Source organism: Micromonospora sp. WMMD1219, from assembly GCF_049315215.1.
Lineage (GTDB): Bacteria > Actinomycetota > Actinomycetes > Mycobacteriales > Micromonosporaceae > Micromonospora > Micromonospora tulbaghiae.
Map to the genome: position 1 here is coordinate 6,728,057 of NZ_CP186057.1, position 26,687 is coordinate 6,754,743.

Genomic DNA, 26,687 nt, shown 5'->3' on the forward strand with positions numbered 1-26,687 from the left:
TCGCGTGGCAACCTGTCGCATCCCTCGGGCAGGATGCACGACGTGCACCGCCAACGGTACGACCAGCCGACCGGAGACCGCCGATGACCGACGACCAGCTCGACGGGCCCGGCGAGGGTGTCGGCCGGGTGCTCGGCACCGCCGACGCCACCCCGCTCACCTTCTGGACCGCGGTCGCGCCGGGCAGCTACCTGCAACTCGACGACGTGGTGGTGACCCGCCGCGACCTGCCCGACCGTGAGCCGGTGACGATCGCCGGGGTGGTGACCCAGGTGCGCGCCCGGCACGAGGGGGCGCAGTTCGACTCCGACGTCTTCGCCATCGCCGACGGCACGCTGCCGGCGCAGGTGCAGGAGGCCGCCGAGGTGACCACCACGCGGGTCGACCCGGAGTTCTACGTGCCGCCCACGCCGGGTGCCGTGGTGCACCGGGCCGAGGGTGACGCTCGGGCGCGGGCGCTGCACTTCGACCGGATGGAGCGGCGGATCCCGATGGGGATGGGCCGTGACGGCGTGCCGGTCTACCTCAACGCCGACTTCCTCGACGGCACCCGGGGCGCGCACGTGTCGATCTCCGGCATCTCCGGTGTCGCCACGAAGACGAGCTTCGCCACGTTCCTGCTCTACTCGGTGTTCCGCTCCGGGGTGCTGGGCGGCGACGCGGTGAACGCCAAGGCGCTGATCTTCAACGTGAAGGGCGAGGACCTGCTCTTCCTCGACCACCCGAACAGCCGGCTCGACGATCCGACCCGGGCGGCGTACGCGAAGCTGGGCCTGGACGCGGGCGCGTTCCCGGACGTGCGGGTGTACGCCCCGCCGCGGGTCGGCGACTCCTCGGGCACGCCCGATGTGAGCAGCCGGCTCACCGGCGTGGACAGCTTCTACTGGACGTTGTCCGAGTTCTGCGCCGACCGGCTCCTGCCGTACGTGTTCGCCGACGCCGACGACGAGCGCCAGCAGTACACGATGGTGGTCCACTCGGTCGCCGCCCACCTGGCCCGCTACGCGCAGCCCGCCGACGGCGGTGTCAGCATCGACGGGGTGCGGCTCGGCTCGTACGCCGATCTGGTCGACCACGTGGTCGAGCAGTTGAACGACGACGAGACGCGCGGCGAGTGGGCCGGCAGCGCGGTCGGGCTGGGCACCGTGAACGCGTTCGCCCGACGGCTGATCGGCAGCAAGAAGGACCTGGGCCGGCTGATCCGGGGTGACCTGGCGACCCGCCGCCCGCACTCGATCAACACGGCGGAGAGCGCCCAGGTGACTGTGGTCGACCTGCACAACCTGCCGGACCGCGCGCAGCGGTTCGTGGTCGGCGTGACGCTCAAGAGCGAGTTCGAGCGCAAGGAGAAGGCCGGCACGGCCAAGCCGCTGCTGTTCGTCGTGCTCGACGAGCTGAACAAGTACGCGCCGCGGGAGGGCTCGTCGCCGATCAAGGAGGTGCTGCTCGACATCGCCGAGCGGGGCCGTTCGCTGGGCGTGATCCTGGTCGGCGCGCAGCAGACCGCCAGCGAGGTGGAGCGGCGGATCGTCACCAACTCGGCGATCCGGGTGGTGGGCCGGCTCGACCCGGCCGAGGCGTCCCGCCCGGAGTACGGCTTCCTGCCGCCCGCCCAGCGGCAGCGGGCGCTGCTGGCCAAGCCGGGCACGATGTTCGTCAACCAGCCGGACATCCCGGTGCCGCTCTGCCTGGAGTTCCCGTTCCCGGCGTGGGCCACCCGGGTCTCGGAGGCGGGCCGCGCGCCCTCGGAGACGCTACGGTCGATCACCCAGGCCGCCGATCCGTTCGCGGTGGTCGGCTCCGGCTCCTCCGACGACGACATCCCGTTCTAGGCGGCACCCAGATGAAGATCCTGCACACCTCCGACTGGCACGTCGGCAAGGTCCTCAAGGGGCAGTCCCGGGCCGAGGAGCACAAGCAGGTCCTCGCCCAGGTCATCGACATCGCCCAGCGCGAGCGGCCGGACCTGGTCATCGTGGCCGGTGACCTGTACGACACCGCGGCGCCCATCCCGGAGGCGACCCGGCTGGTCACCCGGGCGCTCACCGCGTTGCGGCGTACCGGGGCCGACGTGGTGGCGATCGGCGGCAACCACGACAACGGCGCGGCGCTGGACGCGCTGCGCCCGTGGGCCGAGGCGGCCGGGATCACGCTGCGCGGCAGCGTCCGGGAGAGCCCGGACGAGCACGTCGTCGACGGGGTGACCGCCGCCGGGGAGCGCTGGCGCATCGCCGCGCTGCCGTTCCTGTCCCAGCGGTACGCGGTGCGCGCGGTGGAGATGTACACGCTCACCCCGGCCGAGGCCAACCAGACGTACGCCGACCACCTGGGCCGGGTGCTGGAGCGGCTCGCCGAGGGGTTCACCGAGCCGGACCGGGTGCACCTGGTGACCGCGCACCTCACTGTGGTCGGGGCGAGCACCGGCGGCGGCGAGCGGGACGCGCACACGGTGCTCGGATACGCCGTACCGGCGACGGTCTTCCCGGGCAACGCGCACTACGTGGCGCTGGGTCACCTGCACCGCTCGCAGCGGGTCATCGGCCCGTGCCCGATCCGCTACAGCGGCAGCCCGCTGGCGGTCGACTTCGGCGAGCAGGAGAACGTCTGCTCGGTGACGATCGTGGAGGTGACCGCCACCACGGCCGCCCGCGTCCGCGAGGTGCCGGTGCCGGGCGCGGTGCCGCTGCGCACGGTCCGCGGCACGCTCGCGCAGCTCGCCGAGATCGAGCCGCCGGAGGGCTGGCTGCGCGTCTACGTCCGGGAGCAGCCCCGGGCCGGGTTGCGCGAGGAGGTGCAGGAGCTGCTGCCCCGGGCGCTGGAGATCCGGATCGACCCGGAGCTGGTGCCCGCGCCGGGCAGCGGGACGCGTACCGCCCAGCGGGCCGGCCGGTCGCCGGGTGAGTTGTTCGGCGACTACCTGGACAGCCGTGGGCACGCCGACGAGGGTGTCCGGGAACTCTTCGATGAGCTGCTCGAGGAGGTGGAGCACTGATGCGGCCGATGCGACTGGACATGGCCGGGTTCACGGTGTTCCGCGACGAGACCACAGTCGACTTCACCGACGCCGACTTCTTCGCGCTGGTCGGGCCGACCGGTTCGGGCAAGTCGACGGTGCTCGACGCGATCTGCTTCGCCCTCTACGGCACGGTGCCGCGCTGGGGCGGCACCCGGGGGCTGGCGAACGCGCTGGCGCCGTCGGCGACCGAGGCGCGGGTCCGGCTGGTGTTCGAGTCCGCCGGGGACCGTTACGTGGCGACCCGGGTGGTGCGCCGCGACGGCCGGGGCACCGTGAAGACGGCGAACGCCGGTCTCCAGCTCATGCCGCCGGGGTTCGACGTCACCAAGCTCGACACCGGCCTCAGCCCGGAGGATCTGGGCGAGGTGGTGGCCGGCACGCCGGCCGAGATGGAGCAGGCGGTGCTGGACGCGGTGGGGCTGCCGTACGAGCAGTTCACCTCCTGCGTGGTGCTGCCGCAGGGGCAGTTCGCCGATTTCCTGCACGCCAAGCCGGCCACCCGCCAGCAGATCCTGGTGAACCTGCTCGGGCTGGGCGTCTACGAGGAGGTGCAGAAGAAGGCGGTCGAGCGGGCCGGGCAGGCCGAGGCGAAGCTGGAGACGGTCGACAAGATGCTCGGCGGGCTCGCCGACGTCGACGACGACAGCCTGACCGCCGCCCGGGAGCGGGTGGACGCGATGCGGGAACTGGCCGCAGCGGTCGCGGCCGCCGTACCCGAATGGGAGCGGGCCCGGGCGACGGCGGGTGAGCGGGCGGCGGCGCTGGCCGCCCTCGACGCCGAGCTGGGTGTGCTGGCCGGGGTGCGGCCGCCGGAGGGCACCGCCGAGCTGGCGCGGGCGGTGGCGCAGGCCCGGGTCGCCGCCGACGAGGCGGCGGGCGCGGTCGGGCTGGCCGAGGAGCGCGAGGAGAAGCTGCGCGGGGAGCTGGCCGCCGCCGGTGACGAGAGCGCGTTGCGGATGCACCTGAAGGCGTACGCGGACCGGGACCGCCTGACCGCGGAGGCGGCGACGGTCCGCGCGGCGGTGGACGCGGCGCGGACCGAGTACGACGCGGCGGTGGAGGCGCTGGCGGCGGCGCACGCGGACGCGCAGCGGGCCGAGGTGGAGCTGGAGTCGGCGTTCCGCGCGCACGAGGAGGCGAAGGCCGCCGACCAGGCGGTGGCGCTGCGGGCGCACCTGGTCGACGGCGCGCCGTGCCCGGTGTGCGAGCAGACTGTCACCTCCGTGCCGGCGGTGCCGAAGGGCTCGGCGGTGAGCCGGGCGATCGAGGCGGGCAAGGCGGCGCGGGCGGCGAGCGAGGCGGCCAAGCGGGTGGTGCAGGAACGCGACACCGCCGCTCGCGACCTGGACCGGGTGCTGCTGCGCGCCCGGACCCAGCACGACCAGCTCGGCGCGCGCCTGGCCGAGCTGGACGAGCAGCTCGCGGGCGCGCCCGCGCCGGAGCGGCTGCGGGAGTCGCTGGCCGAGCACGCCCGGCTGCGGACCGCGCTGGAGGAGGCGGCCGGCGCGGTGCGGGCCGGGCGGGAGGCGGCCCGGCGGGCGCGGGGCGCACTGGACGCCGCGCAGGAGCGGCTGCGCCGGGCCTGGCGTGACTTCGACGCGGTACGCGACGGGCTGGCCCGGTTCGGCCCGCCGGCCGCCGACCGGGACGACGTGGCGGCGGCGTGGGCGGCGCTGGCCGGCTGGGCCGGTGAGCAGGCGCAGGCGCGGCGCGCGGAGCGGGACGGCCTGGCCGCGTCGGTGGAGGCGGCGCAGCGGGCCGCGGCCGAGGTCGCCGACGGGATCGCGGCGTTGTTCACCGCCGCCGGGCTGGACGCGCCGCAGGACGCGCCGCGCGACGTGGCGGTGGCGGTGGAGCGGGCCGAGGCGGAGTTGCGCCGCCTCGACGAGCGCCGGGAGCAGGCGGCCGGGCTGCGGGAGCAGCGGGCCGGGCACGAGCACGAGGCGCGGGTGGCGCGGGCGCTCGCCTCGCACCTGCGGGCCAACAACTTCGAACGCTGGCTGCTCACCGAGGCGCTGGACCTGCTCGTCGACGGCGCGTCGCGGATCCTGCGGGAGCTGTCCGGCGGGCAGTACGACCTGATGCACGACAAGGGTGAGTTCTTCGTGGTCGACCACCACGACGCCGGGCTGCGGCGCGGGGTGCGGACGCTGTCCGGCGGGGAGACGTTCCAGGCGTCGCTGGCGCTCGCGCTGGCGCTGTCCGAGCAGCTCGCCGGCATGTCCACCACCGCCGCGAGCCTGGAGTCGATCGTGCTGGACGAGGGCTTCGGCACGCTCGACGCGGCGACGCTGGACACGGTCGCGGCGACGCTGGAGAACCTGGCCGCCCGGGGCGACCGGATGGTCGGCGTGGTCACCCACGTGCCGGCGCTGGCCGAGCGCATCCCGGTCCGGTTCGAGGTCCGCAAGGACGCGCGGACGGCCCGCGTGGAACGGACCGGCCTGTGACGTCACAGTCGCCGGCGTTCTTCGTCGACGCCTGGGATCCGGCGTACGGCGCGTCGTTCGAGGCGGCGGGCGGGTCCGGGCCGGCCGCGCCGAGCAGCGCCCAGGTCGACGCCGACGTCGAGCTGCCGGCCACCGACTGGCGAGCGATCGGCCCCCGCGCGGGCGTGCGGTCGCCGGACGTGGTGCTGCTGGTCGACGGGGTACGCCGGATCGACGCCAGCGTCTGGACGGCCGAGGAGGACGGCGGCTCGTTCCCCGGCATCGCCGCCTCGTACGCGGCCGGTGTGGTGCGCTGCGACCTGGACCGGGGCGCCGCCGAGATGGCGGGTGCCCGGGTGGGCCGGGGGCTGTTCACGGCGAGCCCGTCGGCGCAGGACGTGGTCGCCGGCTCGGTCCGTTACCCGGTGCACCGGGTGAGCGGCACCGGTGAGCTGAGCAAGCTGCCGGCGGCGGTGCAGGCGCCGCTTACCGCGCTGGAGGTGGCCGTCTCCGACGCGGTACGCACCGACGGTGACCTGCTGGTGGTGGACGGCCCGCTGCGCAGCCGGCGCAACCTGCCGCGCACGCTCGGGTACATCAAGACGCAGCACAGCCAGTACCTGGACGCCCGGCTGACCGCTGTGGTGACCGGGCTGGCGCCGGGTGAGCGGTGCCCGGTGTTCCGGCTGGGCACGGCGTGGGGCGGCTGGTCGTGGTATCTGCGGCTGCCGGTGCGCGCCGGCGCGCCCTGGGCGGGCATCGTACGGGTGGAGTGCTCGGCCGACCTGACCGTGCCGGAGGCGATCGCGCTGGCCGACCTGTCGCTGGTGACGCTGCCCCGGTTCGCCTCCACCCCGTACAAGGATCCGCGCGCCCCGCAGAACCTGGTGCCGATCGCCGGGCTGGAACGCCGGCTGCGCGGGATGCTCGGCGACGCGCGGCTGCTGCACCGGGTGCTCACCGCCGCGGCGCGCGGGATGCGGCGCTGATGGGCCGGCGACGCGACTCCGACCGGGTGGCGGCCGACGTCGACACCGGCCGGGCCGAGCTGGTGCCGGACGCCGACCGCCCGGGCTCGTGGACGCTGCTGCTGGACGGCGCGCCGCAGTCGCACGTGGACCTGACCGACCCGACGCACCTGGAGTTCGAGTACGTCCGGCGGCTGGCCGCCGCGCTGGACCTGGTGGCGCCGGCCGGGACGCCGCTGCGGGTGCTGCACCTGGGCGGCGGCGCGCTGACCCTGCCCCGCTACGTGCAGGCCACCCGGCCCGGCTCGACGCAGCGGGTGTCCGAGGTGGACGGCGCGCTCGTCGAGCTGGTCCGCCGGGAGCTGCCCTGGCCGTCCGATCCGCGGCTGAGGGTACGGGTGGCCGACGCGCGGGCGACGCTGACGTCGAGCCGGGACGGCGCGTACGACGTGATCGTGGCCGACGTGTTCGCCGGCGCCCGTACCCCCGCGCATCTGACCTCGGTGGAGTACGCCACCGAGGTGGCCCGCGTGCTCGCACCCGGCGGCAGCTACCTGGCGAACGTGGCCGACGGCCCGCCGCTGCGGCACGTGCGGGCGCAGGTCGCGACCGTGCGTACCGTGCTGCCGCGGGCCTGCCTGGTCGGCGACGCGGCGGTGCTGCGCGGCCGGCGCTACGGCAACCTGGTGCTGGTGGCGTCCCGGGTGGAGCCGCCGGTGCCGGAGCTGACCCGGCGGGCAGCGGGCGACTGGTTCCCCGGCCGGGTGCTGGCCGGCGCCGAGCTGGACCGGTTCACCGGCGGCGCGGCGGTGGTCCACGACGCGGACGCCGTCGACTCCACTCCCCCACCGCCGGGAATTTTTTCCGTCAAACGTTGATCCGATCCGCTGATCGCTGCGTATCACCGGGCGGCCATGCCCGTGGGGGGCCGGCTGATGTCATTGGACAGCGGAGGTCTGCATGCATGCGGTGGCGGCCGGCTGGCACGGCGAGGTGGCGCGGCCCGAGTGGATGTTCGCCCGGGCACAACCACACTCGCGCGCCTCGCGTTCGGGCCGGGGGGTCGACGCCCGGTCCACGGATCGCCAGAATGACCCGGTGCCGCCGCGACCCGCTCCCGGACGCCACCAGGCGACCTCCGCCGAGGCCAGCCACTCCGACCAGCTGATCCGCCTGCTGTACGCCGAGCACGCCGGCCCGCTGCTGATGTTCGTGATGCGGCTGACCGGCGGGGACCGGCAGCGCGCCGAGGACATCGTGCAGGAGACGCTGCTGCGGGCCTGGCGCAACGCGCACCGGCTCGGCGTGCAGGGCCAGGGCTCGCTGCGCCCCTGGCTGGTCACCGTGGCCCGGCGGATCGCCATCGACGAGCACCGCAGCGAGCAGGCCCGCCCGCCCGAGACGTACGACCGGGATCTGACCATGTTCGCCGAGTCGGACAGCACCGACCGGGTGCTGCGCACGATGACCGTAGCGGACGCGCTGCGTACGCTGAGCCAGTCGCACCGGGAGATCCTGGTGGCGACGTACTTCCGGGGGCGCACCGTGCCGGAGGCGGCCGAGGAGCTGGGGCTCCCGCTCGGTACCGCCAAGTCGCGGGTCTACTACGCGCTGCGCGCGCTGCGCACGGCTCTGCAGGAGAGGGGGGTGACCGAATGAGCCGGGCCGACCACATGGACGTCGCCGCGTACGCGCTCGGCGTGCTGGATGCGCAGGACGCGGAGCGCTTCGAGGAGCATCTGGCCACCTGCTGGGCCTGCGCGGCGGAACTGGAGACGATGGTCCCGGTGGTGGGGCTGCTCTCCGGCATCGACGGCGAGGCGATGGCCGCGCTGGAGCAGACGCACACCGATCCGGCGCTGCTGGACCGGACGCTGATGGCGGTGCGGCGGGATCGCCGCCGTACCCGGGTGCGGCAGTTGCTGGCGACGGCGGCGGCCGTGGTGGTGTTCGGCGGCGTGAGCGCGGTGGCGGCCGGGATGCTCGGCGACGAGCCGGCGCCGCCGCAGGCGGTGCCGACGCCCGGAGCGCCGACGGCGGCGCCGAGCGGCGAGCCGGGCGACCCGAACGCCCCCGGTGTCGGCGGGGAACAGGAGATCGAGGGCGACCAGCACAACGCGACCGACCCGGGGACGGGCGTGCAGACCACGATGTGGCTGGCCCGCAAGGAGTACGGCACGCAGATCGCGGTGCAGCTCAGCCGCCTGCCGGGGCCGCGCACGTGCCGGCTGGTGGTGGTCCGCAAGGACGCCACCAGCGAGGTGATCTCCAGCTGGTCGGTGCCGGTCGGCGGCTACGGGACGAACCAGAACCAGCTTCCACTACAGCTGAGCGCGTCCACGTGGACCCCGGTGCGAGACATCGACAAGCTCCAGGTGCAGTCGGTCGACGCGAACGGCGTGGCGAGTCCGCTGGTGACGGTCGACGACATCTGACCGGGTGTGCCGACGGCGCCGGGTGGCTGAGCCACCCGGCGCCGTCGTGTCGTGCCCGGCCGGCGGACCCCCTCGTGCTGACGCACGCACGCCGGTACCCAACGGTTCAATCGGTCCACTGTGAAATGTGCCACCCTTGCAGGTTCAACCTTGACACCGCCGCGCCCGTACTACTCGGCGAACTGCCAAGAACGAGGAGGGCACGTGGCACACCACAAGCGGACGACCGTCATCGTCGCGAGCGCGATGGTCGCACTTACGGCCTGCGCCCCAGCAGGCTACAACGGGGCGAACTCGGGCGCGGCCGAGCCGGTCGCCGTCGCCGCGGCCGAACCCACCGCGGCGGCCGAACCGGAGGCGTCGGCGGCTCCCGAGGAGAAGCCGGTCGCGGACAAGGCGCCCCCGTCCAACGTGAAGATCACCGACGAGCTGGTCGGCAAGAAGCTGCCCCGGATGGGCCGCGTCGTCACCGACCAGGACGGCTGGGTGCTGTACCGGTTCGACAAGGACTCCGACGACCCGCCGCAGTCCAACTGCGTGGACAAGTGCGCCGAGGTGTGGCCGCCGTCGCTCACCGACGGCAACCCGCAGCTGCGCGGCGTCTCCGACGACAAGGTCGGCACCATCACCCGCCAGGACGGCACCCGGCAGCTCACCATCGGCGGCTGGCCGGTCTACCGCTACATCGGCGACAAGAAGCCCGGCCAGTGGAAGGGCCAGGGCGTCGGCGGCACCTGGTTCGTGGTCGACCCGAACGGCAAGAAGAACCTGACCTGCCTGCCGACCGGCACGCCCAAGGCGGTCGCACCGCCCGCCGCGGGCGGCTCGAACAGCTCCGGCGGCGGCTCGGACTACTCGTACTGACGCACCAGGACACGGTGACCGGTCCCGCCGGGGAGGGCGCGGCCGGTCATCGTCGCGGACCCGGGAGGCGGGGCGTACCGGCATCGGCCCGCCTCCCGGCACGCGGGGCGTGCCCGGCGTCACGGCCGGGCCGCGTGGCAGAGTGGCCTGGTGACCTCGCCCGACGCCCGCCGTACGCTGCGCCCGCCGGCCGGCTACCGGCTGGCCCCGTCGGTGCGGGCGCTCACGTTCAGCCCGTACGACCCGTGCGCGCGGATCGCCGCCGGCACGTTCTGGTGGGCCACCCGCACCCCGGACGGCCCGGCCACGCTGGCGCTGCGCCCGGAAGCCGGGGATCTGCTGGCCGAGGGGTACGGCCCGGGCGCGGCCTGGGTGGTCGAGCGGGCCGACCGGATCGCCGGGCTGTGCGACGACCTGACCGGGTTCGCCGCGCTCGCCGCCGCGCACCCGCTGGTGGCCCGGCTCGCCCACACGCACCACGGGCTACGGATGCCCGCCACCGGGCAGATCTTCCCCCGGCTGCTGCGGGCCGTCTTCGAGCAGAAGGTCACCGGCAAGGAGGCGTACCGGGCGTACGCCGCCACGGTCCGGCACTTCCGCGAACCCGCGCCGGGCCCGCTGCAACCCCTGCTGCTGCCGCCCGAGCCCGCCGCGGTGGCGGCCACGCCGTACTGGGTGTTCCACCCGTTCGGCGTCGAGCAGCGGCGCGCCGACACGCTGCGCCGCGCGGCGGCCGTCGCGGACCGGCTGGAACGCTGCGCCGACTCGGCGGAGGCCACCCGGCGGCTCACCGCCGTCCCCGGCATCGGGCCGTGGACCGCCGCCGAGGTGGTGCGCGTCGCGTACGGGGATCCGGACGCGGTGAGCGTCGGCGACTACCACGTGCCGAACACCGTGGCCTGGGCGCTCGCCGGGGAACCGCGCGGCGACGACGCCCGGATGCTGGCGCTGCTGGAGCCGTTCCGGGGGCACCGCGGCCGGGTTTGCGTGCTGCTGGAGGCGGCCGGCGTCCAGGCACCGAAGTACGGCCCGCGCGCCCCGATCCGCTCCTTCGCCCGCTACTGACCGCTCAGCGGCGCCGGCACAGCCGCCGCAGCGTCCGCCCCAGCCACCAGGCGTACGCCCGCTGGAAGCCCAGCACGACCGGCCCGCCGGCACGCACGTACCAGTGGGCCGGGCGACTGAACGCGGTCACCTCGAACCAGACGCCGTCGGCGCCCCGGGTCACCAGGAACGCCTCCTCACCGACCTCCGGGTGCCCGGGCAGCGTGCCGTAGCCGAACCCGGCCCGGTCCGGCTCGTCCACCGTCCAGACCACCTCGGTCGGGCCCCACAGCCGCACCGGGCCGACACCGAGCCCCGGCGTGACCCGAACCCCGGGGGCGGCGCGCGGCGCGTCCGCGCGCATCACCACGCCGGCGGCGCGGTGCAGCCGCCAGCCCAGCACCGCGTCCGCCGCCACCGGGAAACCGCCGTCCGGCAGCCGGACCCGGTGGCGCAGGTGGTGGTAACCCGCCGGCAGGCAGCCGTCGCGGGTCGCGCCCACCTCCGGGTACGTCAGCTCGGGCACGCCTGTCACCTCCACGCTCATGGGAACACCCCCGCCAGCGTACGGCCGCCCGGGAGCGCTGTGGTGAGCTGAGCCGGTGACCGACGTGACCATCGCCCCCGCCGGCCCCGCCGACGCCGGTGAGATCCTCACCGTGCAGCGTGCCGCGTACCTCGTGGAGGCGCAGCGCTACCGCGACGTGTTCCTGCCCCCGCTGACCGAGACGCTGGACGAGGTACGGGCGGCGCTGGCCGGCCCGGACGTGGTGCTCGCCGCCCGGCGCGGCACCCGCCTGGTCGGCTCGGTACGCGCCCGCCTCGACGGCGACACCGCCCACGTCGGCCGCCTCTCGGTCGCCCCCGACCAGCAGGGCCGGGGCGTCGGCGGGCGGCTGCTGGACGCCGTCGAGCACGCCTGCGCGCACCGGGCGACCCGGTTCGCGCTGTTCACCGGCGCGGACAGCGCGGCGAACCTGTCCCTGTACGCGGGCCGCGGCTACCGGGTGGTGGCGCACCGGCCGGACGAGAACGGCAACCGCCTCGCCGTGCTGGAGAAGACGGCCCCCGGGTCTCCCGGCGGAGCCTGAGCGTCCACGCTGGAGAAGACGGCCCCAGGGTCTCGCGGCGTAGCCTGAGCGTGCGCTCCGGCGCCGGTCAGCGGGCCTCGCAGCGGCGCCGGAGCCCGTCCGCCTCCTGCCGCAGGTAGCGGCGCATCATCGAGCCGGCCAGCAGCCCGATCAGGCCGGCCAGCGGACCGGTCTGCACCAGGACCAGCTCGGCCCGGGTGCGCCCGTCCTCCAGCGGTACCAGCCGGTGCTCACCACGGGTACGCACACCGGGGCTCGCCGACTCCCAGGCGAACGAGTTCGGCGGATGGATCTCCACGACCCGCCACACCGCCGGGCGCAGGCGGGGCTGCTCCAGCCGGGCCGTCGAGCCGAGGAGCAGCGGACCGGGCTCCAGCCGGCGGGCGGCGGTGACCGACGGCGTCCACTCCGGCCAGCGGTCGACGTCGCTCTGCACCTCCCAGACGCGGTCGACGTCGGCGGCGATCTCGACGGACTCGGCGAACCGCATCGGCGTTCCTCCCCCGTGGACGGTCCCCCAAGGCTATGCCCGCGCCGCCCTCCCGCGCCGCCCCGCACCCTCCCGCGCCGCCCCGCACCCGCCCCGCTCGCCCCGCTCGACCGCTGTCGTCGATCTTGGAGTTGTGGCGCCCAGGATGTCCGTTCGGCGAGATTTATGAGGTGCCACAACTCCAAGATCGGCGGTTCGCCTGGCCGGCCGGAGAGTCAGGCGGCCTCGTGGAGGTCGGCCAGGGTGACCGGGGCGTACCGCTTCAGCAGGCGCTCCAGCTCGGCCACCGAGCCGACCTCGCCGAGGACGTTCGCGCCGCCGCCGTGCTCGGGCGGGTAGTGGTGCGCCAGCCGGTAGCGGTAGCGGCCACGGATCAGCTCGACGCTGACCCGCCAGCGCCCGCAGCATCCGCAACTCCACTCCGGCACGCCGCGACGGTAGCTCTGACCTGCGGTTTCACCATTCGGGCGGCGGTGACGAACGCGGCCGCGACGGGACACGCCGCCCGGCCACCGGCGGTGATCTGCCTCACCACTGTCGGTGGGGTCTGGTTGACTGGTCGCCGTGGACCTGCCGATCAACCCTCCGGTCGAGCCGATGCTGGCCAAGAGCGTGGCCGAGCTGCCCACCGACGACGGCCTGACCTACGAGCCGAAGTGGGACGGCTTCCGCTGCATCGTGTTCCGCGACGGCGACGAGGTCGAGCTGGCCAGCCGGGGCGGCAAGTCGATGACGCGCTACTTCCCCGAGGTGGTCGAGCAGGCCCGGCGGCAGCTCCCGCCCCGGTGCGCGGTCGACGGCGAGCTGATCGTGATCCGCCGGGACGGCCCGGGCGGGCAGCCCCGGCTCGACTTCGAGCTGCTGGCCCAGCGGATCCATCCGGCCGCCTCCCGGGTCAAGATGCTGGCCGAGACCACCCCGGCCGACTTCGTCGCGTTCGACCTGCTGGCGATCGACGACGAGCTGCTCACGGACCAGCCCTATCCCCGGCGCCGCGAGCGGCTGGAGCAGGCGCTGTCCGGGGTGCGCCCACCGGTGCACGTGACGCAGGTGACCACCGACCCGGAGACGGCCCGCCGCTGGTTCGACGTGTTCGAGGGCGCCGGGCTGGACGGGCTGATCGTCAAGCCGGCCGAGCTGCCGTACGAGCCGGGCAAGCGGCTCATGTTCAAGGTCAAGCACGCGCGCACGATGGACGCGGTGGTGGCCGGTTTCCGCTGGCACAAGTCCGGTCCGGTGGTCGGCTCGCTGCTGCTCGGCCTCTACGACGACGACGGCGTGCTGCACCACATCGGCGTCAGCTCCTCCTTCACCATGGCCCGCCGCAAGGAGCTGCTCGACGAGCTGGAGCCCTACCGCGACGTCGGCGGCGAGCACCCGTGGGTGCACGGCGACCACGAGCGGGGTCAGCGCATCCCGGGCGGGGTGAGCCGGTGGACCGGCGGCAAGAACCTGGAGTGGGAGCCGCTGCGCCCGGCGCTGGTGGTCGAGGTGGCGTACGACGCGATGGAGGGCGACCGGCTGCGGCACACCGCCCGGTTCCTGCGCTGGCGTCCCGACCGTGATCCCCGCTCCTGCGACTACGGCCAGCTCGACCGCCCGATCCGCTACGACGTCGACGAGGTGCTGCGCGGCGATCCGGCGGCGACGGTCGGTGACACCCGCGGCCGGGCGTAGCCTGACGGTCGACACGATCATGGAGGGCGCCCACGTGACCCGCTTCCCCGACCGGCCCCGCCGGTTCCGGCCCGTCCTGGCCGCGTTCGTCGCGGCGGTGGTGCTCACCGCCGGCTGCACGCTGCCGGCGTTCGCCCCGCGTGCCGAGAGCGAGGGCGAGGCCGCCCCGCCGGGCACCGCGCCGGAGTGGCGGGCCTGCCCGGAGGTGCCCGACGAGCTGGTCGGGCGGGGCGCGGCGGACATGCGCTACGACTGCGCCCGGATCGCCGTGCCGCGCAACTGGGGCACCGGGGCCACCACCGGCGCGACCGCCGGGCCGGGCGCCGGCGAGACGTTCGAGATCGCGCTGATCCGGGCCCGCTCGACCAAGCAGCGCGACCGGATCGGCTCGCTGGTGATCAACCCGGGCGGTCCCGGGGCGTCCGGCGTCGACACCGCCGTCTACCTGTCCTTCGGCCCGGCGTTCGGCGGCCTGCCGACGGCGGTCACGGACCGGTTCGACATCGTCGGCTTCGACCCGCGCGGGGTGGCCCGGTCCAGCCCGGTCAAGTGCATCTCCGACGCCGACCTGGACGCCAGCTTCGGCTACGACCCCGACCCGGAGAGCCAGTCGTCGTTCGACGGCTTCGTCGGCCTCAACCGGCGCATCGGCGAGCGATGCGGCGCGAAGTACGGCGACCAGCTCCCGCTCTACGGCACCGAGCAGGCCGCACGGGACATGGACGCGGTCCGGGCGGCGGTCGGCGACGACAAGCTGACGTACCTCGGCTACTCCTACGGCACGCTGCTCGGCGCCACATACGCGCAGCTCTACCCGCAGCGTGTGCGCGCCCTGGTGCTCGACGGCGCGGTCGACCCGCAGCAGAAGCTGATCGCCGGGTCGGAGAGCCAGGCGAAGGGCTTCGAGCGGGCGTTCGACAACTTCACCAGGTGGTGCGCGGCGAACGCCGGCCGCTGCCCGATCGCCCCGGACGCCCGGGGCGCGGTCACGGACGCGATCGCCAAGGCGAAGGCCTCCCCGGCACGCGCGCAGGACGGCCGCAAGGCCACCCCCGGGTGGGTCTTCTACGCGGTGATCTCATCGCTCTACACCGAGCAGGGCTGGCAGGAGCTGGCCCGGGCGATCGACGACCTCCAGGGCGGCGACCCGGACGGCGTGTTCAAGCTGGCCGACGCGTACGCGGGCCGCGAGCCCGACGGGCACTACTCCAACCTGTTCGACGCGAACCTGGCGGTCAACTGCGCCGACGAGACCGAGAAGCCGACCCGCGAGCAGGTCCGCTCGTTGCAGTCGCAGTGGCGGCAGAAGTATCCGCTGTTCGGTCCCGCGCTGGCGGTGGGGATGCTGGGCTGCGTGGAGTGGCCCGGCGAGCGGGACCCGTACCCGACCGGCCGGGCGGACGGCGCGCCGCCGATCCTGGTGGTCGGCACCACCGGTGACCCGGCCACGCCGTACGAGCAGACGCCCGCGCTCGCGTCCATGCTCGGGGTGGGGCGGGTGCTGACCTGGGAGGGCGAGGGGCACACCGCCTACCCGCAGACGTCGTGCGTGACGTCGGCCGTCGACGCGTACCTGATCTCGCTCACCGTCCCCCGGGAGGGGCTGCGCTGCCCCGCCCGGTGACGGTGCGGCCGCCGGTCAGCCGGCGGCCGGGGGCGTCCAGCCCTCCGGGATGTGCCCGATGCGGACGCGCTGGGGGTGGTCGCCGACCGGGACGCTCGCGACCTTCTGCCCGGTGGCGAAGCTGATCGCGGTGACCTGGTCCGCGCCGGATTCGGAGATCACGCAGTCCCGGCCGTCCCCGCTGACGGTGGCCCAGTACGGCTTGCTCGCGGACACCAGCGGGCCCTCCCGCAGCGTGGCCCGGTCCATCACGGTGGCGTAGTCGTCCATGGTGCCGGCCACGCAGATCCGGGTGCCGTCGGGGCTCATCGACAGGCCGTGGTGCCGGGAGTCGTTGACCCAGGTGGTGCGGTCCTCGCTGGTGGCCGGGTTCTTCGGCAGCGTGGCGACGCGGGTGACGCGGTCGGTGGCCACGTCGTACTCGACCACGCCGTTGAAGAAGGACACCTGGAAGTAGAGCCGGCTGCCGTCGGGGGTGAACACGGCCGGGCGGACCGCGTCGGAGAGATCCCGGCGGCCGGCGGCGTCCAGCCGGTCCCGCATGTCGATCACCTTGACCACCTGGTACGTGCTGGTGTCGGCGACGGTGATCCGGCGGTCGCCCTTGGTCCAGTCGAGCCACGGCGCGTCCAGGTCGGTGTTGACCTCGCCGATGGACATGTTCCACAGCCGGGTGCCGCCGTCGGTGTAGATGTTCTCGTGCGGCTTGTCGCCGGCGCCGAACGAGCCGAGTTGCGCGCCGGTGCGGATGTCCAGCACGTGCACCGTGTTGGAGGTGGAGGCGGAGACCGCGACGCGGGTGCCGTCGGGCGAGACGGCCATGTGGTCGGCGCGGTAGCCGGAGACCGGGAACCGCCAGCGCAGCGCGCCGGTGGCCAGGTCGATCGAGACGACGTCGGCGAAGCTGGGCCGGGACACCACGAGCGCGGTGCCGTCCGGCGTGGTGTACATGTCGTCGATGAGCTGGTCGTGGCCCTCTCCCGGGCCCTGCCGGATGCCGAGGAAGAACGCCAGCTTGATCGGGTTGAGGTAGATCTCGCGCAGGCGTGCGGCGCGGTCCGGGATCACGTTGATCCGGCCGAGCCTGGCGTAGTCGCCACGGGACCGGATGACGTCGGCGGTGCCGTCCCAGTTGTTGCCGACGAACATCACCTCCTGGAGCGCGACCGCGGCGGTGGCCGGCGCGGGGGCCGTCACCAGCGGCGCCGGCGCGACCAGGGCGAGCGCGGCCAGGACGGCGAGGCCGGCACGGCGGCGGGAGCGGGACGGGCGGGGTGGCACGGGTGTCATGGACGCCTCCTGGCAGCCGGTAGGACATCGACGTTTCTCAGTGGCGCGAGCGGTGTTACCTTGCGGTAACAACCAGGAGAGCAACCGGCCGGCCGCCGGGGCTAGGGAGCTGACGCCAACGCCCGGGCGGCCCGGTTGTGCCGTGTCGACAACCGGAGGGCGGCGGACGCCGATGACCCGTACCGGACAGGCCCCGACGTTCGGCGCGTTGCTGCGCGACCTGTCCGCCGATCCGGCCGCGCTCGACGAGGTGGCGCGGGCGGCCCGCGCGGACTCCCCCGAGGTGGCCCGGCTGCCCGCCGACGAGGTACGCCGTCAGGTCGTCCTGCTGCTGACCAGCGGTCTCGGCGCGCTGGAACGCCACGAGGATCCGGCCGGGCGGGACTTCGCCGAGGCCCGCCGGCTGGGCGCGGACCGGGCGGCGCAGGGCGTCTCCGTCGCCGGGCTGCTGCGCGGCGTGCAGGCCGGGCGGGACCGGGCGGTGGAGCTGGTGGTCCGGCACGGCCGGGCCGCCGGCATCCCCGACGAGGTGCTGCTGGAGGGACTGCTCACCATCGGCCGGTACGCCGCGGCGGTGGAGCGGGCCGTGGTCGACGGGCACCGCAGCGCCGAGCGGGAACTGGTGCGCACCGGCGCGGCGGCCCGGGCGCACCTGCTGCGGCGGCTGCTGCGTGACGGCCCGGCGGGCCTGCCCCCGGCCGAGCTGACCCGGTTCGGGCTGCGGCCGGACGGGCGCTACCACTGCCTGGTCGCGGCGCCACCGGACCCGGTCCGGGCGTACGCCCTGCACCGGCAGCTCACCGCGCGGGGCGGCCTGCTCGGCACGGTCGGGGACCGGCTGGCCGGGCTGCTCCCGCGACCGCCCGACGCCGTACCGGCCGACCTGCTGACGCTGGTGGCGCCCGCGCAGCCGCTGGAGCGGGCCCCGGCCATGTACGCGCTCTGCCTGGCGGCGCTCGCCACGGCGGCCAACCGGCGGCTGCGCGGGCTGCGTCGGGTCACCGACCTGGCCGGGGAGACCGCGCTGGCCGCCCAGCCGCTGCTGGCCGAACTGCTGCGCGGCACGCTGCTCGGCGCGCTCGACCCGGCCGACGGCTTCCACCGGGAGCTGGCCGGCACCGCGCTCGCCTGGCTGCACCACGGTCAGCGGCTGGACCAGACCGCCGCCGCGCTGCACGTCCACCCGAACACGGTGCGCTACCGGCTGCGGCGGCTGCGGGAGCTGACCGGCGGGCCGCCGGTCGAGGAGGGGGCGCGGTGCACGGTGCCGGAGACCGTGCACTGGTGGTGGGCGCTGCGGAGCTGGCTGGACGGCGGCTGACCACGGCCGCCGCAACCGGACGACGCGACCGGACGACGCGACCGCCCGGCCGTGGCCGGGCGACACGACCAGGCGGCACGACCGGACGACACGTCGGGACGCCGCCCGGGCCACACCGGCGCGAGGCACTGTGCCAGGCTGGCCGGGTGACCGAGGTGATCTTCCGGGAGGCGGTCCGCGCCGACCTGCCCGCCGTGCTCGCGCTGCTCGCCGACGACGTGCTGGGCCGCACCCGCGACCTGCCCGAGGTGGACGAGGCGTACGAGCGGGCCTTCGCCGACCTGGACGCCGACCCGCGCAACCAGCTGATCGTCGCCGAGGACGGCGGGGAGCTGGTCGGCTGTTTCCAGCTCACGTACATCCCGGGGCTGGGCCGGCACGGTGCCGAACGGTGCCTGATCGAGTCGGTGCGGGTGCGCTCCGACCGGCGCGGCCGCGGGCTGGGCGGGACGATGATGCGCTGGGCGATCGACCGGGCCCGCGACCGCGGCTGCGCGCTGGTGCAGCTCACCACCGACAAGCAGCGCGCCGACGCGCACCGGTTCTACCGCGACCTGGGCTTCGTGGCCAGCCACGAGGGCATGAAACTGGCGCTCTGACCCGGCCCCGAACCTTCGCCGGGCCGGCCGCTGCCCGGCGCCGGGCCGCCCCGGTGGCGGCCCGGCGTGCGGGTCAGTCCTCCGAGACGAGCCGGCCGTCGCGCAGCGTGAGCGTACGGTCGGCCAGCTCGATCAGTGCCGGGTCGTGCGTGGCCACCAGCGCGGTCATGCCGCGGGCGTGCACCACCGCCCGGAGCAGGTCCATGATCGACCGCCCGGTCTCGGAGTCGAGCTGACCGGTCGGCTCGTCGGCGATCAGCAGGTCCGGTTCGTTCGCCAGCGCCCGGGCCACCGCCACGCGCTGCTGCTGGCCGCCGGACAGCTCGTACGGGCGCTGCGCGGCGTGCCCGCCCAGCCCGACCAGTTCCAGCAGCACCGCCACCCGCTGCTCCCGCTCGGCCGCCGGCACCTTGGCCAGCCGCAGCGGCACCCCGACGTTCTCCGCCGCGGACAGGATCGGCACCAGGCCGAACGTCTGGAACACGAACCCGATCGTGCCCCGGCGCAGCGACAGCAGCTCCCGCTCGCCGGCCGCTGTGACGTCGTGCCCGGCCACCCGGATCAGGCCGGCATCCGGCCGGTCCAGGCCGCCGACCAGGTTCAGCAGCGTGGTCTTGCCGGCGCCGGAGCGACCCCGGACGGCGACCAGCTCGCCGCGTCCCGCCGTGAACGAGACGTCCCGCACGGCGTGCACGGCGTGCTCGCCCCTGCCGAAGGTGCGGCTCACCCCCTCGACCCGGACCACGTCCTCGACGGCCGACGCCGGCACCGCCGGCAGCACCACTGTCTGGTCGGTCATCACTCACTCTCCTCGCCGTGCGCCCGGTCGCCGGGGCGCACCTCGACGTGGTCGGGTTCCAGGTTGAGCCGGACCCGGTCGCGCAGCGACAGCGCCTCCACGAACTGCGCCGGCAACTGCATCCGGCCGGTGCGGTCCAGCACCGCGTACTCCTCGCTGACCATCTCGGTGCCGCCGTCGGCGGTGACGCGCGCGGTCCGGCGTACCTCGGAGGCGGTCCGGCCGTCGCGGATCGCGACGGTACGGCGGACCTGGCCGGCCACGGCGTGGTCGTGGGTGACCACCACGATGGTGACCCCCAGTTCGGCGTTGATGGTGCGCAGCGCGGCGAAGACCTCGGCGCCGGTGGCCTCGTCCAGCTCGCCCGTCGGCTCGTCGGCGAAGAGGATCTCCGGGTCGTTGGCCACCGCCACGGCGACCGCGCAGCGCTGCTGCTCACCGCCGCTCATCTGGCCCGGCCGGCGGTCCGCGCAGTAGCCGACGCCGACCATGTCCAGCAGCTCACGGGCCCGTTCGCGCCGCTTGCGCCCGCCACCGGCCCGTCCGGCCAGCTTCATCGGCAGCTCCACGTTCTCCAGCGCGGTCAGGTACGGCAGCAGGTTGCGGCCGGTCTGCTGCCAGATGAACCCGACCACGTCCCGCCGGTACGCCAGCCGCCGCTTGTTCGACAGCGACAGCAGGTCGTAGTCGGCGACCCGGGCGATGCCGGCGGTCGGGGTGTCCAGGCCGGACAGGATGTTCAGCAGCGTCGACTTGCCGGAGCCGGAGGCGCCCACGATCGCGACCAGCTCGCCCCGGTCGATGACCAGGTCGAGGCCCTGGAGGGCGACGACCTCGACGCCCTCGGTCTTGAAGATGCGCACCAGACCGTCGCAGACGATGTGCCCGCGCAGCCGGTCGCGCCCGCCGGCCCGTTCGGCGGCGCGCTGCGCGGCACGCTGTTGCAGTGACGCCAGGTCCGGTACGGCGGACGACGGTTCGTCGCGCGGCGTGAGACGCGCCGGGCCCGGGTGACCGGAAGCGGTCGCGGTCATGTCAGCTCTCCTCTCCGAGCCGCAGCACCTCACCGAGGCGCAACCGGCGGTTGTTCACGGCTTCCACGGTGATCGCGAAGCCGAGGGCCAGCATGGCCAGGACCGACACCCCGGCCACCAGGCCGGGTTCGAAACTGGGGCGCACGTCCACGCCCCCGGTGAAGGCGGGCAGGCCGAGCACCGGTGTGAGCAGCAGTGGCAGCAACGCGCCGACCACCGCTCCGGTGAGCACCGACACCAGCACCAGCGGCGTCAGCTCCACCATCAGCAGTCCGCGCCACTGGCGGCGGGACAGGCCCATGGTGCGCAGGCGGGACAACACCTGCCCGCGCGAGCGGGCCCCGGCGAGCACCGCGAGCGCGAGCCCGAGCAGCCCCAGCGCGGCGCCGCCGCCGGCGCCGAGCACGAACCCGAACACCAGCAGGCCGTTCACGCCGCTGCCGCCCAGGTCGGCGCGCACCGCCGAACGGGTCGTCACCTCCGGCGCGCGGGCCTTGTCGCCGGTGTCGACCCCGCCGATGCGCAGGTAGCGGCGCTGCCCCTCCCGCGCGACCCGGTCCACCTCGGCCGCGTCCACGCCGGACCCGGCGAGCACGAAACCGGTGGGCGCGAGCTGGTGCGGCGCGTCGGCCGGCAACGCCGGCCACGGCAGCACCACGAACCGGCGTACGCCCTCGCCCACGAGCGCGAACTCGTCGACGGTGGCGGCGGTCCGCACCGGCAGCCGGTTGCCCTGCACGTCCAGCCAGGCGGGCCGCTCACCCCGGGCGTCGGCGAGCCCGGCGTCGGCCAGCTCCTCGGCCACCGCGGGGGACACCAGCGCCGGCAGCGGGCTGTTCCCGTCGGCGCGGGCCCGCACCGCGTCGGGCACGCTCACCGGTACGCCGGCCTCCCGTGCCACCTCGGCGAACCGCTCCCCGTCCACCAGCACCACACGCATCTCGGTGATCGGGGCGGGACGTCCGGCGCGGTCGGAGTACGGGCGTTCGGCCGGCACCGTGAGCAGCGGCGCGACAGCGCGTACCCCCGGCAGCTCGGCCAGCTTCTCGGCGGTGTCCGGCGTGAAGCGCTCCCCGCCCACCAGCAGGTCACCGGGCACGGCCTGGGCGGCGGCGGTGTCCCGGCCGGTCTCGATGCCGGTCGCGACCACGCCGCAGAACGCGGCGGTGGCGACGGCCAGCACCACCACGACCAGCGGCCCGGTGGTCGCGGCCCGGCCCGCGCGGGCGGTGCCGAGGAACGCGACGCTGCCGCGCGCCCGGGCGGCGACGCGGCTGACCAGCCGCAACGGCCAGGGGTACGCGCGCAGCGCCAGCAGCGCCGCCGCGATCGCCAGCAGCACCGGCACCGAGACGAGCAGCGGGTCCACCGAACCGGCGGTGAGCCCGCGCCGGCGCAGCAGGAACGCGCCGAGCACGGCGAGCCCGAGCACCGCCACCTCGACGGTGAGCCGGACGGCGGGCGACCGGCCGCCCAGGTCGGAACGCCCACCGGCCCGGCGGCCGACGGCGAGCGCGGCCAGTGGCGGCAGCAGCGTGGCCAGGAGCCCGGCGATCACCACCCAGCGCCACGACGCCCCGGTGCCGGGCAGCAGCCCGCCGAGCAGCCAGCCGATCCCGGCCGCGGCCGGCAGCACCAGCAGCGACTCGGCCAGGCCGCGGCGCAGCACCGCGCCGGTGGAGCCGCCGCGTGCCCGGATCAGGTGGAACTCGGCGCGGCGGCGGCGCGCGGCCAGCCGGGCGGCCAGCAGCGTCAGCCCGGCCAGCGTGGCGAGCAGCCCGGCCGCGATGACCGCGAGCAGGGTACGCGCGGCGGCGAGCGAGTCGGCGAAGCGCCGCAGCGCGATGTCCACGCCCTGGCTGAGCGTCGCCACGGCGGGACGGCTGCGCTCCAGCCCGTCGACGCCGGCGATCAGCGCGTCGAGGCGGCCCGGTTCGAGCCGGTCCGGGGCGATCCGGTACCGCCAGCCGAAGCTGACCGGCCAGCCGGTCGCGACGGCCTCGTCGACGCCGCCGTCGGCGGTGTAGGCGACGCCCACGAACGGGTCGCCGTCGCCCTCGGGCGGGGTGAGCTTGAGCATCGACGGCAGCGTGTCCCAGACGCCGTCGGCCGGGTCGTTCGGCCGCCACACGCCGACCAGGTGGACCTGGAGGGACTTGAGCACGTTGTCGTCCGGATCGAGGATCAGGAGCTGGAACCGGTCGCCGGTCTTCACGCCGAGCGTGCCGGCGATCGTCTCGGCGAGCGTCACCTCGACCGTGCGGGCCGGGGCGGCGGGGCGTTCCGGCCACCGCCCGTCGACCAGGGTGGCCGCCTCCTTGATGCCGGTACCGGCACGCAGGTGCACGTCGATCAGCCCCTTCTCGGGGGCGAGCGTCGGGCCGCGCAGCCGTCCCGGGACGGTCTGGGCGACGTACCAGCGCTGGCCGATGCTGTCCCGGACCTCGGCGGGCATCGCCTCCTCGATCCCGGCCAGCTCGGCCGCGTTACCGGTCACGGCGGCCCGGGTCGACGGCGGGAACGCGGTCGGCGCGGTGCTGTACGTGAGGTCGCGGCGGGCCACCGGCTGCCCTGCGACGTACTCGGTGAGCCCCTGCCCGGTCAGCCGGTCGGCGACCCGGGGCACCCCGGTGATCAGCAGGGCGGTCACCAGGGTCAGGACGGCGAGCAGCAGGAACTGCCCGCCGTATGCGCGTACCCGGCGCGCGGCACCAGGAAGGCTCATCGTTCTCCTCCGATCCGGAGCTGCGCGGCGGCGACCCGCTGGCGGATGCCGGTGGTGATGAGGGCGGCGAAGGCGAGCGCGGCGAGCAGCAGCCCGGCGGCTGTCGTCCCGATCGGCACCCAGGGCACTGTGAAGGCCGCCTCGGGCACCGGCCGGCCGGCGGCCGGGGTGAGGATCACCAGCGGCACCATGGTGGCCGCGACGAGGGCGCCGACGAGCATCCCGACGCCGACGCCGATCGCGGCCAGGAACGTCTGTTCCGCGAGGTACGCGCGTGCCAGCAGCCGGGTGTTCGCGCCGAGCGTGTTGAACACGGCGAACTCGGTCAGCCGGCGCCGGGTGGTGGCCCAGACGTCGACCGCCAGGCCGACCAGGGCGAGCAGCACCGAGCCGAGCGCGGCGGCCAGCAGCCCGGTGCGGGCGCCCTGCCAGTACGGGTCCTCGGCGGCCTCCGCGGCCACCGCACGGCGGTCCAGCAGCACCGTGCCGCCGGTCGGGGCGAGCGCGTCAGCGGCGGCGGTGTGCCCGCCGGGCGTGGTGCCCAGCCACCACTCGGCCACCGGCCGGACGCCGCCGCTGCGTTCGAGGAGCTGCGTGGTGGCGGTGGGCAGGTCCAGCAGCACCCCGTCGCCCCCGGTGCCGGGCACCGCGGCGACCTGGCCGACCACAGTGACCTCGACCGTCACCTCGGCGACCGACAGCTTGACGGTGTCGCCGGTCTTGAGGCTCATCGCGGCGGCGACGCCGGGGGTGACGAGCACCGGCACCGGACGGTCCGGCGCCTGCGGCACCAGCGCGAACCGGGACGAGGACACCCGGGCGAACTGCAACAGCCCGGCCGGCACGTCGAAGCCCTGCGTCCCGTCGATCCGGGTCGGGCTCGCCTTGGCGGTGCCGCGCGGCCCGGAGCCCGGGTCGATCACCCGCCAGGATCCCTCCACCGGCACCGGCAGGACCCCTCCGTCGGCGTCGGTGAGCCGCAGCTCGTCCAGGAGCAGCCGGTAGGAGCTGCCGGTGGCGTCGCCGCCGTCGGCCTCGAAGCCGGCCAGGCGCAGCGGGGCGCCGCCGCTGTCGGGCACCGGCACCGAGAAGCGCATCGGCTTCCCGTCGCCGTCGGCCTCGGCCAGCCGGACCCGCCAGGTGGCCCCGGCGTCGGTGGTGAACAACGCGGTCACCGTCACCCGGGGCCGGTCGTACATGCTGTCGACAGGCGTGCGGACGGTGCCGGACAGCGTCTTCGCCCCCTCGGGCACAACGCCGCCGGCCGGCGCGGTCCGGCCGTTCGCGAGCCGGTCCAGCAGGGCACCGGTGGACGCGTCACCGCCGGCGTCGTCGAGCCGGATCATCCCCTTCGCGGCGGCGGCGTCGAACGCCACCACTGTCGCCGGCCGGGCCTCACGGCCCAGGCGTACGTCGTCGCGCCAGGCCGGCAGCACCCGGTCGACGCCGGGTACGGCGGCCAGCTGGGCGGCCCGGTCCGCGGGGGCGGTGCCGTCCCGTTCGGTCAGCCGCAGGTCCGCGCCGACCGTGTGCTGCGCCTGGTCGCGCTGCGAGCGTTCCCAGGAGGCGACGAGCGACCAGGCGAGCGTGCTGCCGCCGACGGCGAGCGCGAGCAGCAGCACCGGACCGGCGTGCGGGCGGCGGCCCGCCTGCCACATGCCGAACATGGTGGCGTTCCACGTCCGGCGGTCCACGAAGCGTTCCGCGATCCGGGTGGTCGGCGGCAGCAGCCGCAGCGCGATCACCGCGCCGGCCAGCACGCCGATGGTGGGGGCGGCCGCCAGCAGTGGGTCGATGCCGAGGCTGCCGTTCGCGCCGGCCAGCGGCGAGGAGTACTGCCGCAGCTGGGTCCAGGCGAGCACGGCGAGCGCCACCAGCACGATGTCCACGCTCGCCCGCTGCACCGCCGCTCCCCGGGAGGGACGGGACCGGGCCGCCATGTCGGCGACGTAGGTGCCGGCCCGGCGCATCGCCGGCAGCACCATGGCGAGCAGGCAGCCCACCGCCGCGCCGACCGCGACCATCCACACCCGGGCCAAGTCGCCGTCGGCCAGCCCCAGGTCCGCGCCCAGGTAGTGGATCGCCTGCCCGGTCAGCGCCGGGGCCAGCAGCAGCGCCGGCGCCACCACGAGCGTCGCCTCGCGTACGGCCAGCCCGGCGATCTGCCCCCGGGCCGCGCCCCGGGCCCGCAGCAGCGCGGTCTGCGCCCGCCGGTCCTCGTTGAGCAGCGCGGCCACCAGGACCAGCGCGTACCCGCCGAGCACCACGATCAGCAGCAGCGGGGTGAGCAGCGCGGACCGGCCCACCAGGTCGGCCCGGCTGAGCCGGTCGACGAGCCGGTCCAGGTGGCTGACCTGCTGTGTCGAGGAGCCCAGGCCGGTGGCCTCGGGCAGCTTCCCGGTGATCTCGTCCAGCGCTGTGGTCACGGCGGGCAGCCGGGCCGGCTCGACCGCCACCAGGTCGGGGTCGACCACCCAGGCCGCCGAGGTGGAGCCCGGGAAGGTGCGGGCGAAGTCGGCCGGGTCGAGCGCGAACGGCCCGTACGAGGTGATCTCCGCGTCGCCCTGGCTCTCCCCCACCCCCGGGGCGAGCCGCCAGTACGCCTCGGCGGCGTCCCGGGGCCGCCACGTGCCGACGACCACCACCGTGCCGGCGCGCTCCGCGCCCCGGTCGTACAGCGGCACCCGCTCCCCGACCTCCAGGCTCAGTTGCGCGGCCACCTTCTCCGGCAACGTCACCTGCAACGGGTTGCTGCCGGGCACCGGCCACGCCCCGGCGGCCAGCTCGGCGTGCGCGGGCAGGTCGTCGAGCGTGGCCAGGTTGGCGAACATCGGATCGTCGTCGGTACGGGCGGCGCCCACGTCACCGGTCAGCTCCCGCCCGGTCCCGGAGCGGGTCCCGGCCACTGTGACCGGAGCACCGCCGAGGCCGTCGGCGAACTGTTCCCGTACCGCCCGGTCCCGCTCGGCGAACGCGGCGGCGTCGGCGCCGCCGGAGCCGCTGATCAGCAGGCTGCGCTCCTCGGCCGGGGCGGCGTCGAGCACCGCGCGGGCGCCCGCCTCGACCGCACGGCGGTTGTAGTCGGAGAGCCCGGTGACCAACGCGACCGCGACGAGTGCCGCGACAGCGGCGGCGAGCAGCAGCCCACGGGCCTCTACCGCCCGCCTCCACACCAGCTTCATCCGACGTCCTCTCCTGGCCCCGGCGGGCCGATGCCGAGAGAGAGCAGTGACACCCCGCAAAAGGTTCGCGCCCGTTACATGATCGTTATCGGTCCCCAC

At 75.3% G+C, this 26,687-nt stretch carries 22 protein-coding genes; 14 read left to right on the top strand and 8 right to left on the bottom strand.

All coding sequences use genetic code 11. The features are described from left to right. Window positions 1-83 precede the first annotated feature (83 nt). From ACN27C_RS31425 to ACN27C_RS31465, 9 genes are all read left to right on the top strand, one after another. Window positions 84-1,832 (top strand): ATP-binding protein, encoded by a 1,749-nt coding sequence (locus ACN27C_RS31425; RefSeq protein WP_043325613.1) that lies wholly within the window; start codon window positions 84-86, stop codon window positions 1,830-1,832. A gap of 11 nt (window positions 1,833-1,843) precedes the next feature. After that, window positions 1,844-2,992 carry an exonuclease SbcCD subunit D gene (locus ACN27C_RS31430; RefSeq protein ID WP_422749943.1) on the top strand — a complete coding sequence of 383 codons (1,149 nt, stop codon included), beginning with the start codon at window positions 1,844-1,846 and terminating at the stop codon, window positions 2,990-2,992. Further along, the gene (locus ACN27C_RS31435; RefSeq protein ID WP_422749945.1) at window positions 2,992-5,466 is read left to right on the top strand and encodes an AAA family ATPase; all 2,475 of its coding nucleotides are present in this window, start codon (window positions 2,992-2,994) and stop codon (window positions 5,464-5,466) included. The genes ACN27C_RS31430 and ACN27C_RS31435 overlap by 1 nt, the downstream gene beginning before the upstream one ends. Then, entirely contained in the window at window positions 5,463-6,434 is a 972-nt protein-coding gene (locus tag ACN27C_RS31440; protein WP_364814502.1) for a hypothetical protein, read from the top strand. Before ACN27C_RS31435 ends, ACN27C_RS31440 begins: the two co-directional genes overlap by 4 nt. Beyond that, on the top strand, window positions 6,434-7,291 hold the full coding sequence (locus ACN27C_RS31445; protein ID WP_422749947.1) for a spermidine synthase: 858 nt from the start codon (window positions 6,434-6,436) through the stop codon (window positions 7,289-7,291). Before ACN27C_RS31440 ends, ACN27C_RS31445 begins: the two co-directional genes overlap by 1 nt. A gap of 82 nt (window positions 7,292-7,373) precedes the next feature. Next, entirely contained in the window at window positions 7,374-8,072 is a 699-nt protein-coding gene (locus ACN27C_RS31450; protein ID WP_013284847.1) for a sigma-70 family RNA polymerase sigma factor, read from the top strand. Further along, window positions 8,069-8,848: an anti-sigma factor family protein gene (locus tag ACN27C_RS31455; RefSeq protein WP_357154911.1), complete on the top strand. Its 780-nt coding sequence runs from the start codon at window positions 8,069-8,071 to the stop codon at window positions 8,846-8,848. Before ACN27C_RS31450 ends, ACN27C_RS31455 begins: the two co-directional genes overlap by 4 nt. A gap of 204 nt (window positions 8,849-9,052) precedes the next feature. Continuing rightward, window positions 9,053-9,712 carry a hypothetical protein gene (locus ACN27C_RS31460; protein WP_120570974.1) on the top strand — a complete coding sequence of 220 codons (660 nt, stop codon included), beginning with the start codon at window positions 9,053-9,055 and terminating at the stop codon, window positions 9,710-9,712. Window positions 9,713-9,862: 150 nt separating this feature from the next. After that, complete coding sequence (locus ACN27C_RS31465) at window positions 9,863-10,777, top strand: DNA-3-methyladenine glycosylase family protein (RefSeq protein WP_422749950.1); 915 nt, start codon at window positions 9,863-9,865, stop codon at window positions 10,775-10,777. A 4-nt stretch (window positions 10,778-10,781) separates the two neighbouring features. Here ACN27C_RS31465 and ACN27C_RS31470 read toward each other — a convergent pair whose 3' ends face one another. Then, window positions 10,782-11,303 carry a DUF1990 family protein gene (locus tag ACN27C_RS31470; RefSeq protein ID WP_422749952.1) on the bottom strand — a complete coding sequence of 174 codons (522 nt, stop codon included), beginning with the start codon at window positions 11,301-11,303 and terminating at the stop codon, window positions 10,782-10,784. A gap of 55 nt (window positions 11,304-11,358) precedes the next feature. On the opposite strand from ACN27C_RS31470, the gene ACN27C_RS31475 reads away from it, so the two are divergent. Next, window positions 11,359-11,847: a GNAT family N-acetyltransferase gene (locus tag ACN27C_RS31475; protein WP_422749954.1), complete on the top strand. Its 489-nt coding sequence runs from the start codon at window positions 11,359-11,361 to the stop codon at window positions 11,845-11,847. Between the two features lie 67 nt (window positions 11,848-11,914). Here the strand turns inward: ACN27C_RS31475 and ACN27C_RS31480 are convergent, their stop codons facing one another. Both ACN27C_RS31480 and ACN27C_RS31485 read right to left on the bottom strand, forming a co-directional pair. Next, the gene (locus ACN27C_RS31480; RefSeq protein ID WP_422749956.1) at window positions 11,915-12,337 is read right to left on the bottom strand and encodes an SRPBCC family protein; all 423 of its coding nucleotides are present in this window, start codon (window positions 12,335-12,337) and stop codon (window positions 11,915-11,917) included. Window positions 12,338-12,552: 215 nt separating this feature from the next. Further along, the gene (locus ACN27C_RS31485) at window positions 12,553-12,765 is read right to left on the bottom strand and encodes a hypothetical protein (protein WP_422749958.1); all 213 of its coding nucleotides are present in this window, start codon (window positions 12,763-12,765) and stop codon (window positions 12,553-12,555) included. 136 nt (window positions 12,766-12,901) lie between these two features. Here ACN27C_RS31485 and ACN27C_RS31490 point away from each other — a divergent pair, with 136 nt between their 5' ends. Both ACN27C_RS31490 and ACN27C_RS31495 read left to right on the top strand, forming a co-directional pair. Further along, the gene (locus ACN27C_RS31490) at window positions 12,902-14,014 is read left to right on the top strand and encodes an ATP-dependent DNA ligase (protein ID WP_422749960.1); all 1,113 of its coding nucleotides are present in this window, start codon (window positions 12,902-12,904) and stop codon (window positions 14,012-14,014) included. 19 nt (window positions 14,015-14,033) lie between these two features. Then, window positions 14,034-15,638, top strand: a complete 1,605-nt coding sequence (locus tag ACN27C_RS31495; RefSeq protein WP_350815135.1) for an alpha/beta hydrolase — start codon at window positions 14,034-14,036, stop codon at window positions 15,636-15,638. Window positions 15,639-15,653: 15 nt separating this feature from the next. Here ACN27C_RS31495 and ACN27C_RS31500 read toward each other — a convergent pair whose 3' ends face one another. Then, on the bottom strand, window positions 15,654-16,928 hold the full coding sequence (locus tag ACN27C_RS31500) for a YncE family protein (RefSeq protein ID WP_422749962.1): 1,275 nt from the start codon (window positions 16,926-16,928) through the stop codon (window positions 15,654-15,656). 172 nt (window positions 16,929-17,100) lie between these two features. On the opposite strand from ACN27C_RS31500, the gene ACN27C_RS31505 reads away from it, so the two are divergent. Further along, window positions 17,101-18,249, top strand: a complete 1,149-nt coding sequence (locus ACN27C_RS31505; RefSeq protein WP_357899930.1) for a helix-turn-helix domain-containing protein — start codon at window positions 17,101-17,103, stop codon at window positions 18,247-18,249. Window positions 18,250-18,395: 146 nt separating this feature from the next. Beyond that, on the top strand, window positions 18,396-18,848 hold the full coding sequence (locus ACN27C_RS31510; RefSeq protein ID WP_422749965.1) for a GNAT family N-acetyltransferase: 453 nt from the start codon (window positions 18,396-18,398) through the stop codon (window positions 18,846-18,848). A gap of 73 nt (window positions 18,849-18,921) precedes the next feature. On the opposite strand, the gene ACN27C_RS31515 is transcribed toward ACN27C_RS31510, so the two are convergent. The 4 genes from ACN27C_RS31515 to ACN27C_RS31530 are packed head-to-tail and all read right to left on the bottom strand — an operon-like array spanning window position 18,922 to window position 26,588. Further along, window positions 18,922-19,647, bottom strand: coding sequence for an ABC transporter ATP-binding protein (locus ACN27C_RS31515; RefSeq protein WP_357135842.1), 726 nt, complete (start codon window positions 19,645-19,647; stop codon window positions 18,922-18,924). Beyond that, window positions 19,647-20,681, bottom strand: coding sequence for an ABC transporter ATP-binding protein (locus ACN27C_RS31520; protein ID WP_013284833.1), 1,035 nt, complete (start codon window positions 20,679-20,681; stop codon window positions 19,647-19,649). The genes ACN27C_RS31515 and ACN27C_RS31520 overlap by 1 nt, the downstream gene beginning before the upstream one ends. Before the next feature lies 1 nt (window position 20,682). Then, a complete protein-coding gene (locus ACN27C_RS31525) occupies window positions 20,683-23,406 on the bottom strand; it encodes an FtsX-like permease family protein (RefSeq protein ID WP_422749968.1) in 2,724 nt (907 codons plus the stop codon). Beyond that, window positions 23,403-26,588, bottom strand: coding sequence for an FtsX-like permease family protein (locus ACN27C_RS31530; protein ID WP_422749970.1), 3,186 nt, complete (start codon window positions 26,586-26,588; stop codon window positions 23,403-23,405). The genes ACN27C_RS31525 and ACN27C_RS31530 overlap by 4 nt, the downstream gene beginning before the upstream one ends. Window positions 26,589-26,687 lie beyond the last annotated feature (99 nt).

Coding starts and splice junctions, on each gene's coding strand:
- ACN27C_RS31455 (WP_357154911.1), top strand. CDS start 8,069: ATGAGCCGGGCCGACCACATGGACGTCGCCGCGTACGCGCTCGGCGTG.
- ACN27C_RS31425 (WP_043325613.1), top strand. CDS start 84: ATGACCGACGACCAGCTCGACGGGCCCGGCGAGGGTGTCGGCCGGGTG.
- ACN27C_RS31525 (WP_422749968.1), bottom strand. CDS start 23,406: ATGAGCCTTCCTGGTGCCGCGCGCCGGGTACGCGCATACGGCGGGCAG.
- ACN27C_RS31505 (WP_357899930.1), top strand. CDS start 17,101: ATGACCCGTACCGGACAGGCCCCGACGTTCGGCGCGTTGCTGCGCGAC.
- ACN27C_RS31480 (WP_422749956.1), bottom strand. CDS start 12,337: ATGCGGTTCGCCGAGTCCGTCGAGATCGCCGCCGACGTCGACCGCGTC.
- ACN27C_RS31445 (WP_422749947.1), top strand. CDS start 6,434: ATGGGCCGGCGACGCGACTCCGACCGGGTGGCGGCCGACGTCGACACC.
- ACN27C_RS31470 (WP_422749952.1), bottom strand. CDS start 11,303: ATGAGCGTGGAGGTGACAGGCGTGCCCGAGCTGACGTACCCGGAGGTG.
- ACN27C_RS31500 (WP_422749962.1), bottom strand. CDS start 16,928: ATGACACCCGTGCCACCCCGCCCGTCCCGCTCCCGCCGCCGTGCCGGC.
- ACN27C_RS31515 (WP_357135842.1), bottom strand. CDS start 19,647: ATGACCGACCAGACAGTGGTGCTGCCGGCGGTGCCGGCGTCGGCCGTC.
- ACN27C_RS31520 (WP_013284833.1), bottom strand. CDS start 20,681: ATGACCGCGACCGCTTCCGGTCACCCGGGCCCGGCGCGTCTCACGCCG.
- ACN27C_RS31450 (WP_013284847.1), top strand. CDS start 7,374: ATGCATGCGGTGGCGGCCGGCTGGCACGGCGAGGTGGCGCGGCCCGAG.
- ACN27C_RS31430 (WP_422749943.1), top strand. CDS start 1,844: ATGAAGATCCTGCACACCTCCGACTGGCACGTCGGCAAGGTCCTCAAG.
- ACN27C_RS31530 (WP_422749970.1), bottom strand. CDS start 26,588: ATGAAGCTGGTGTGGAGGCGGGCGGTAGAGGCCCGTGGGCTGCTGCTC.
- ACN27C_RS31495 (WP_350815135.1), top strand. CDS start 14,034: ATGGAGGGCGCCCACGTGACCCGCTTCCCCGACCGGCCCCGCCGGTTC.
- ACN27C_RS31435 (WP_422749945.1), top strand. CDS start 2,992: ATGCGGCCGATGCGACTGGACATGGCCGGGTTCACGGTGTTCCGCGAC.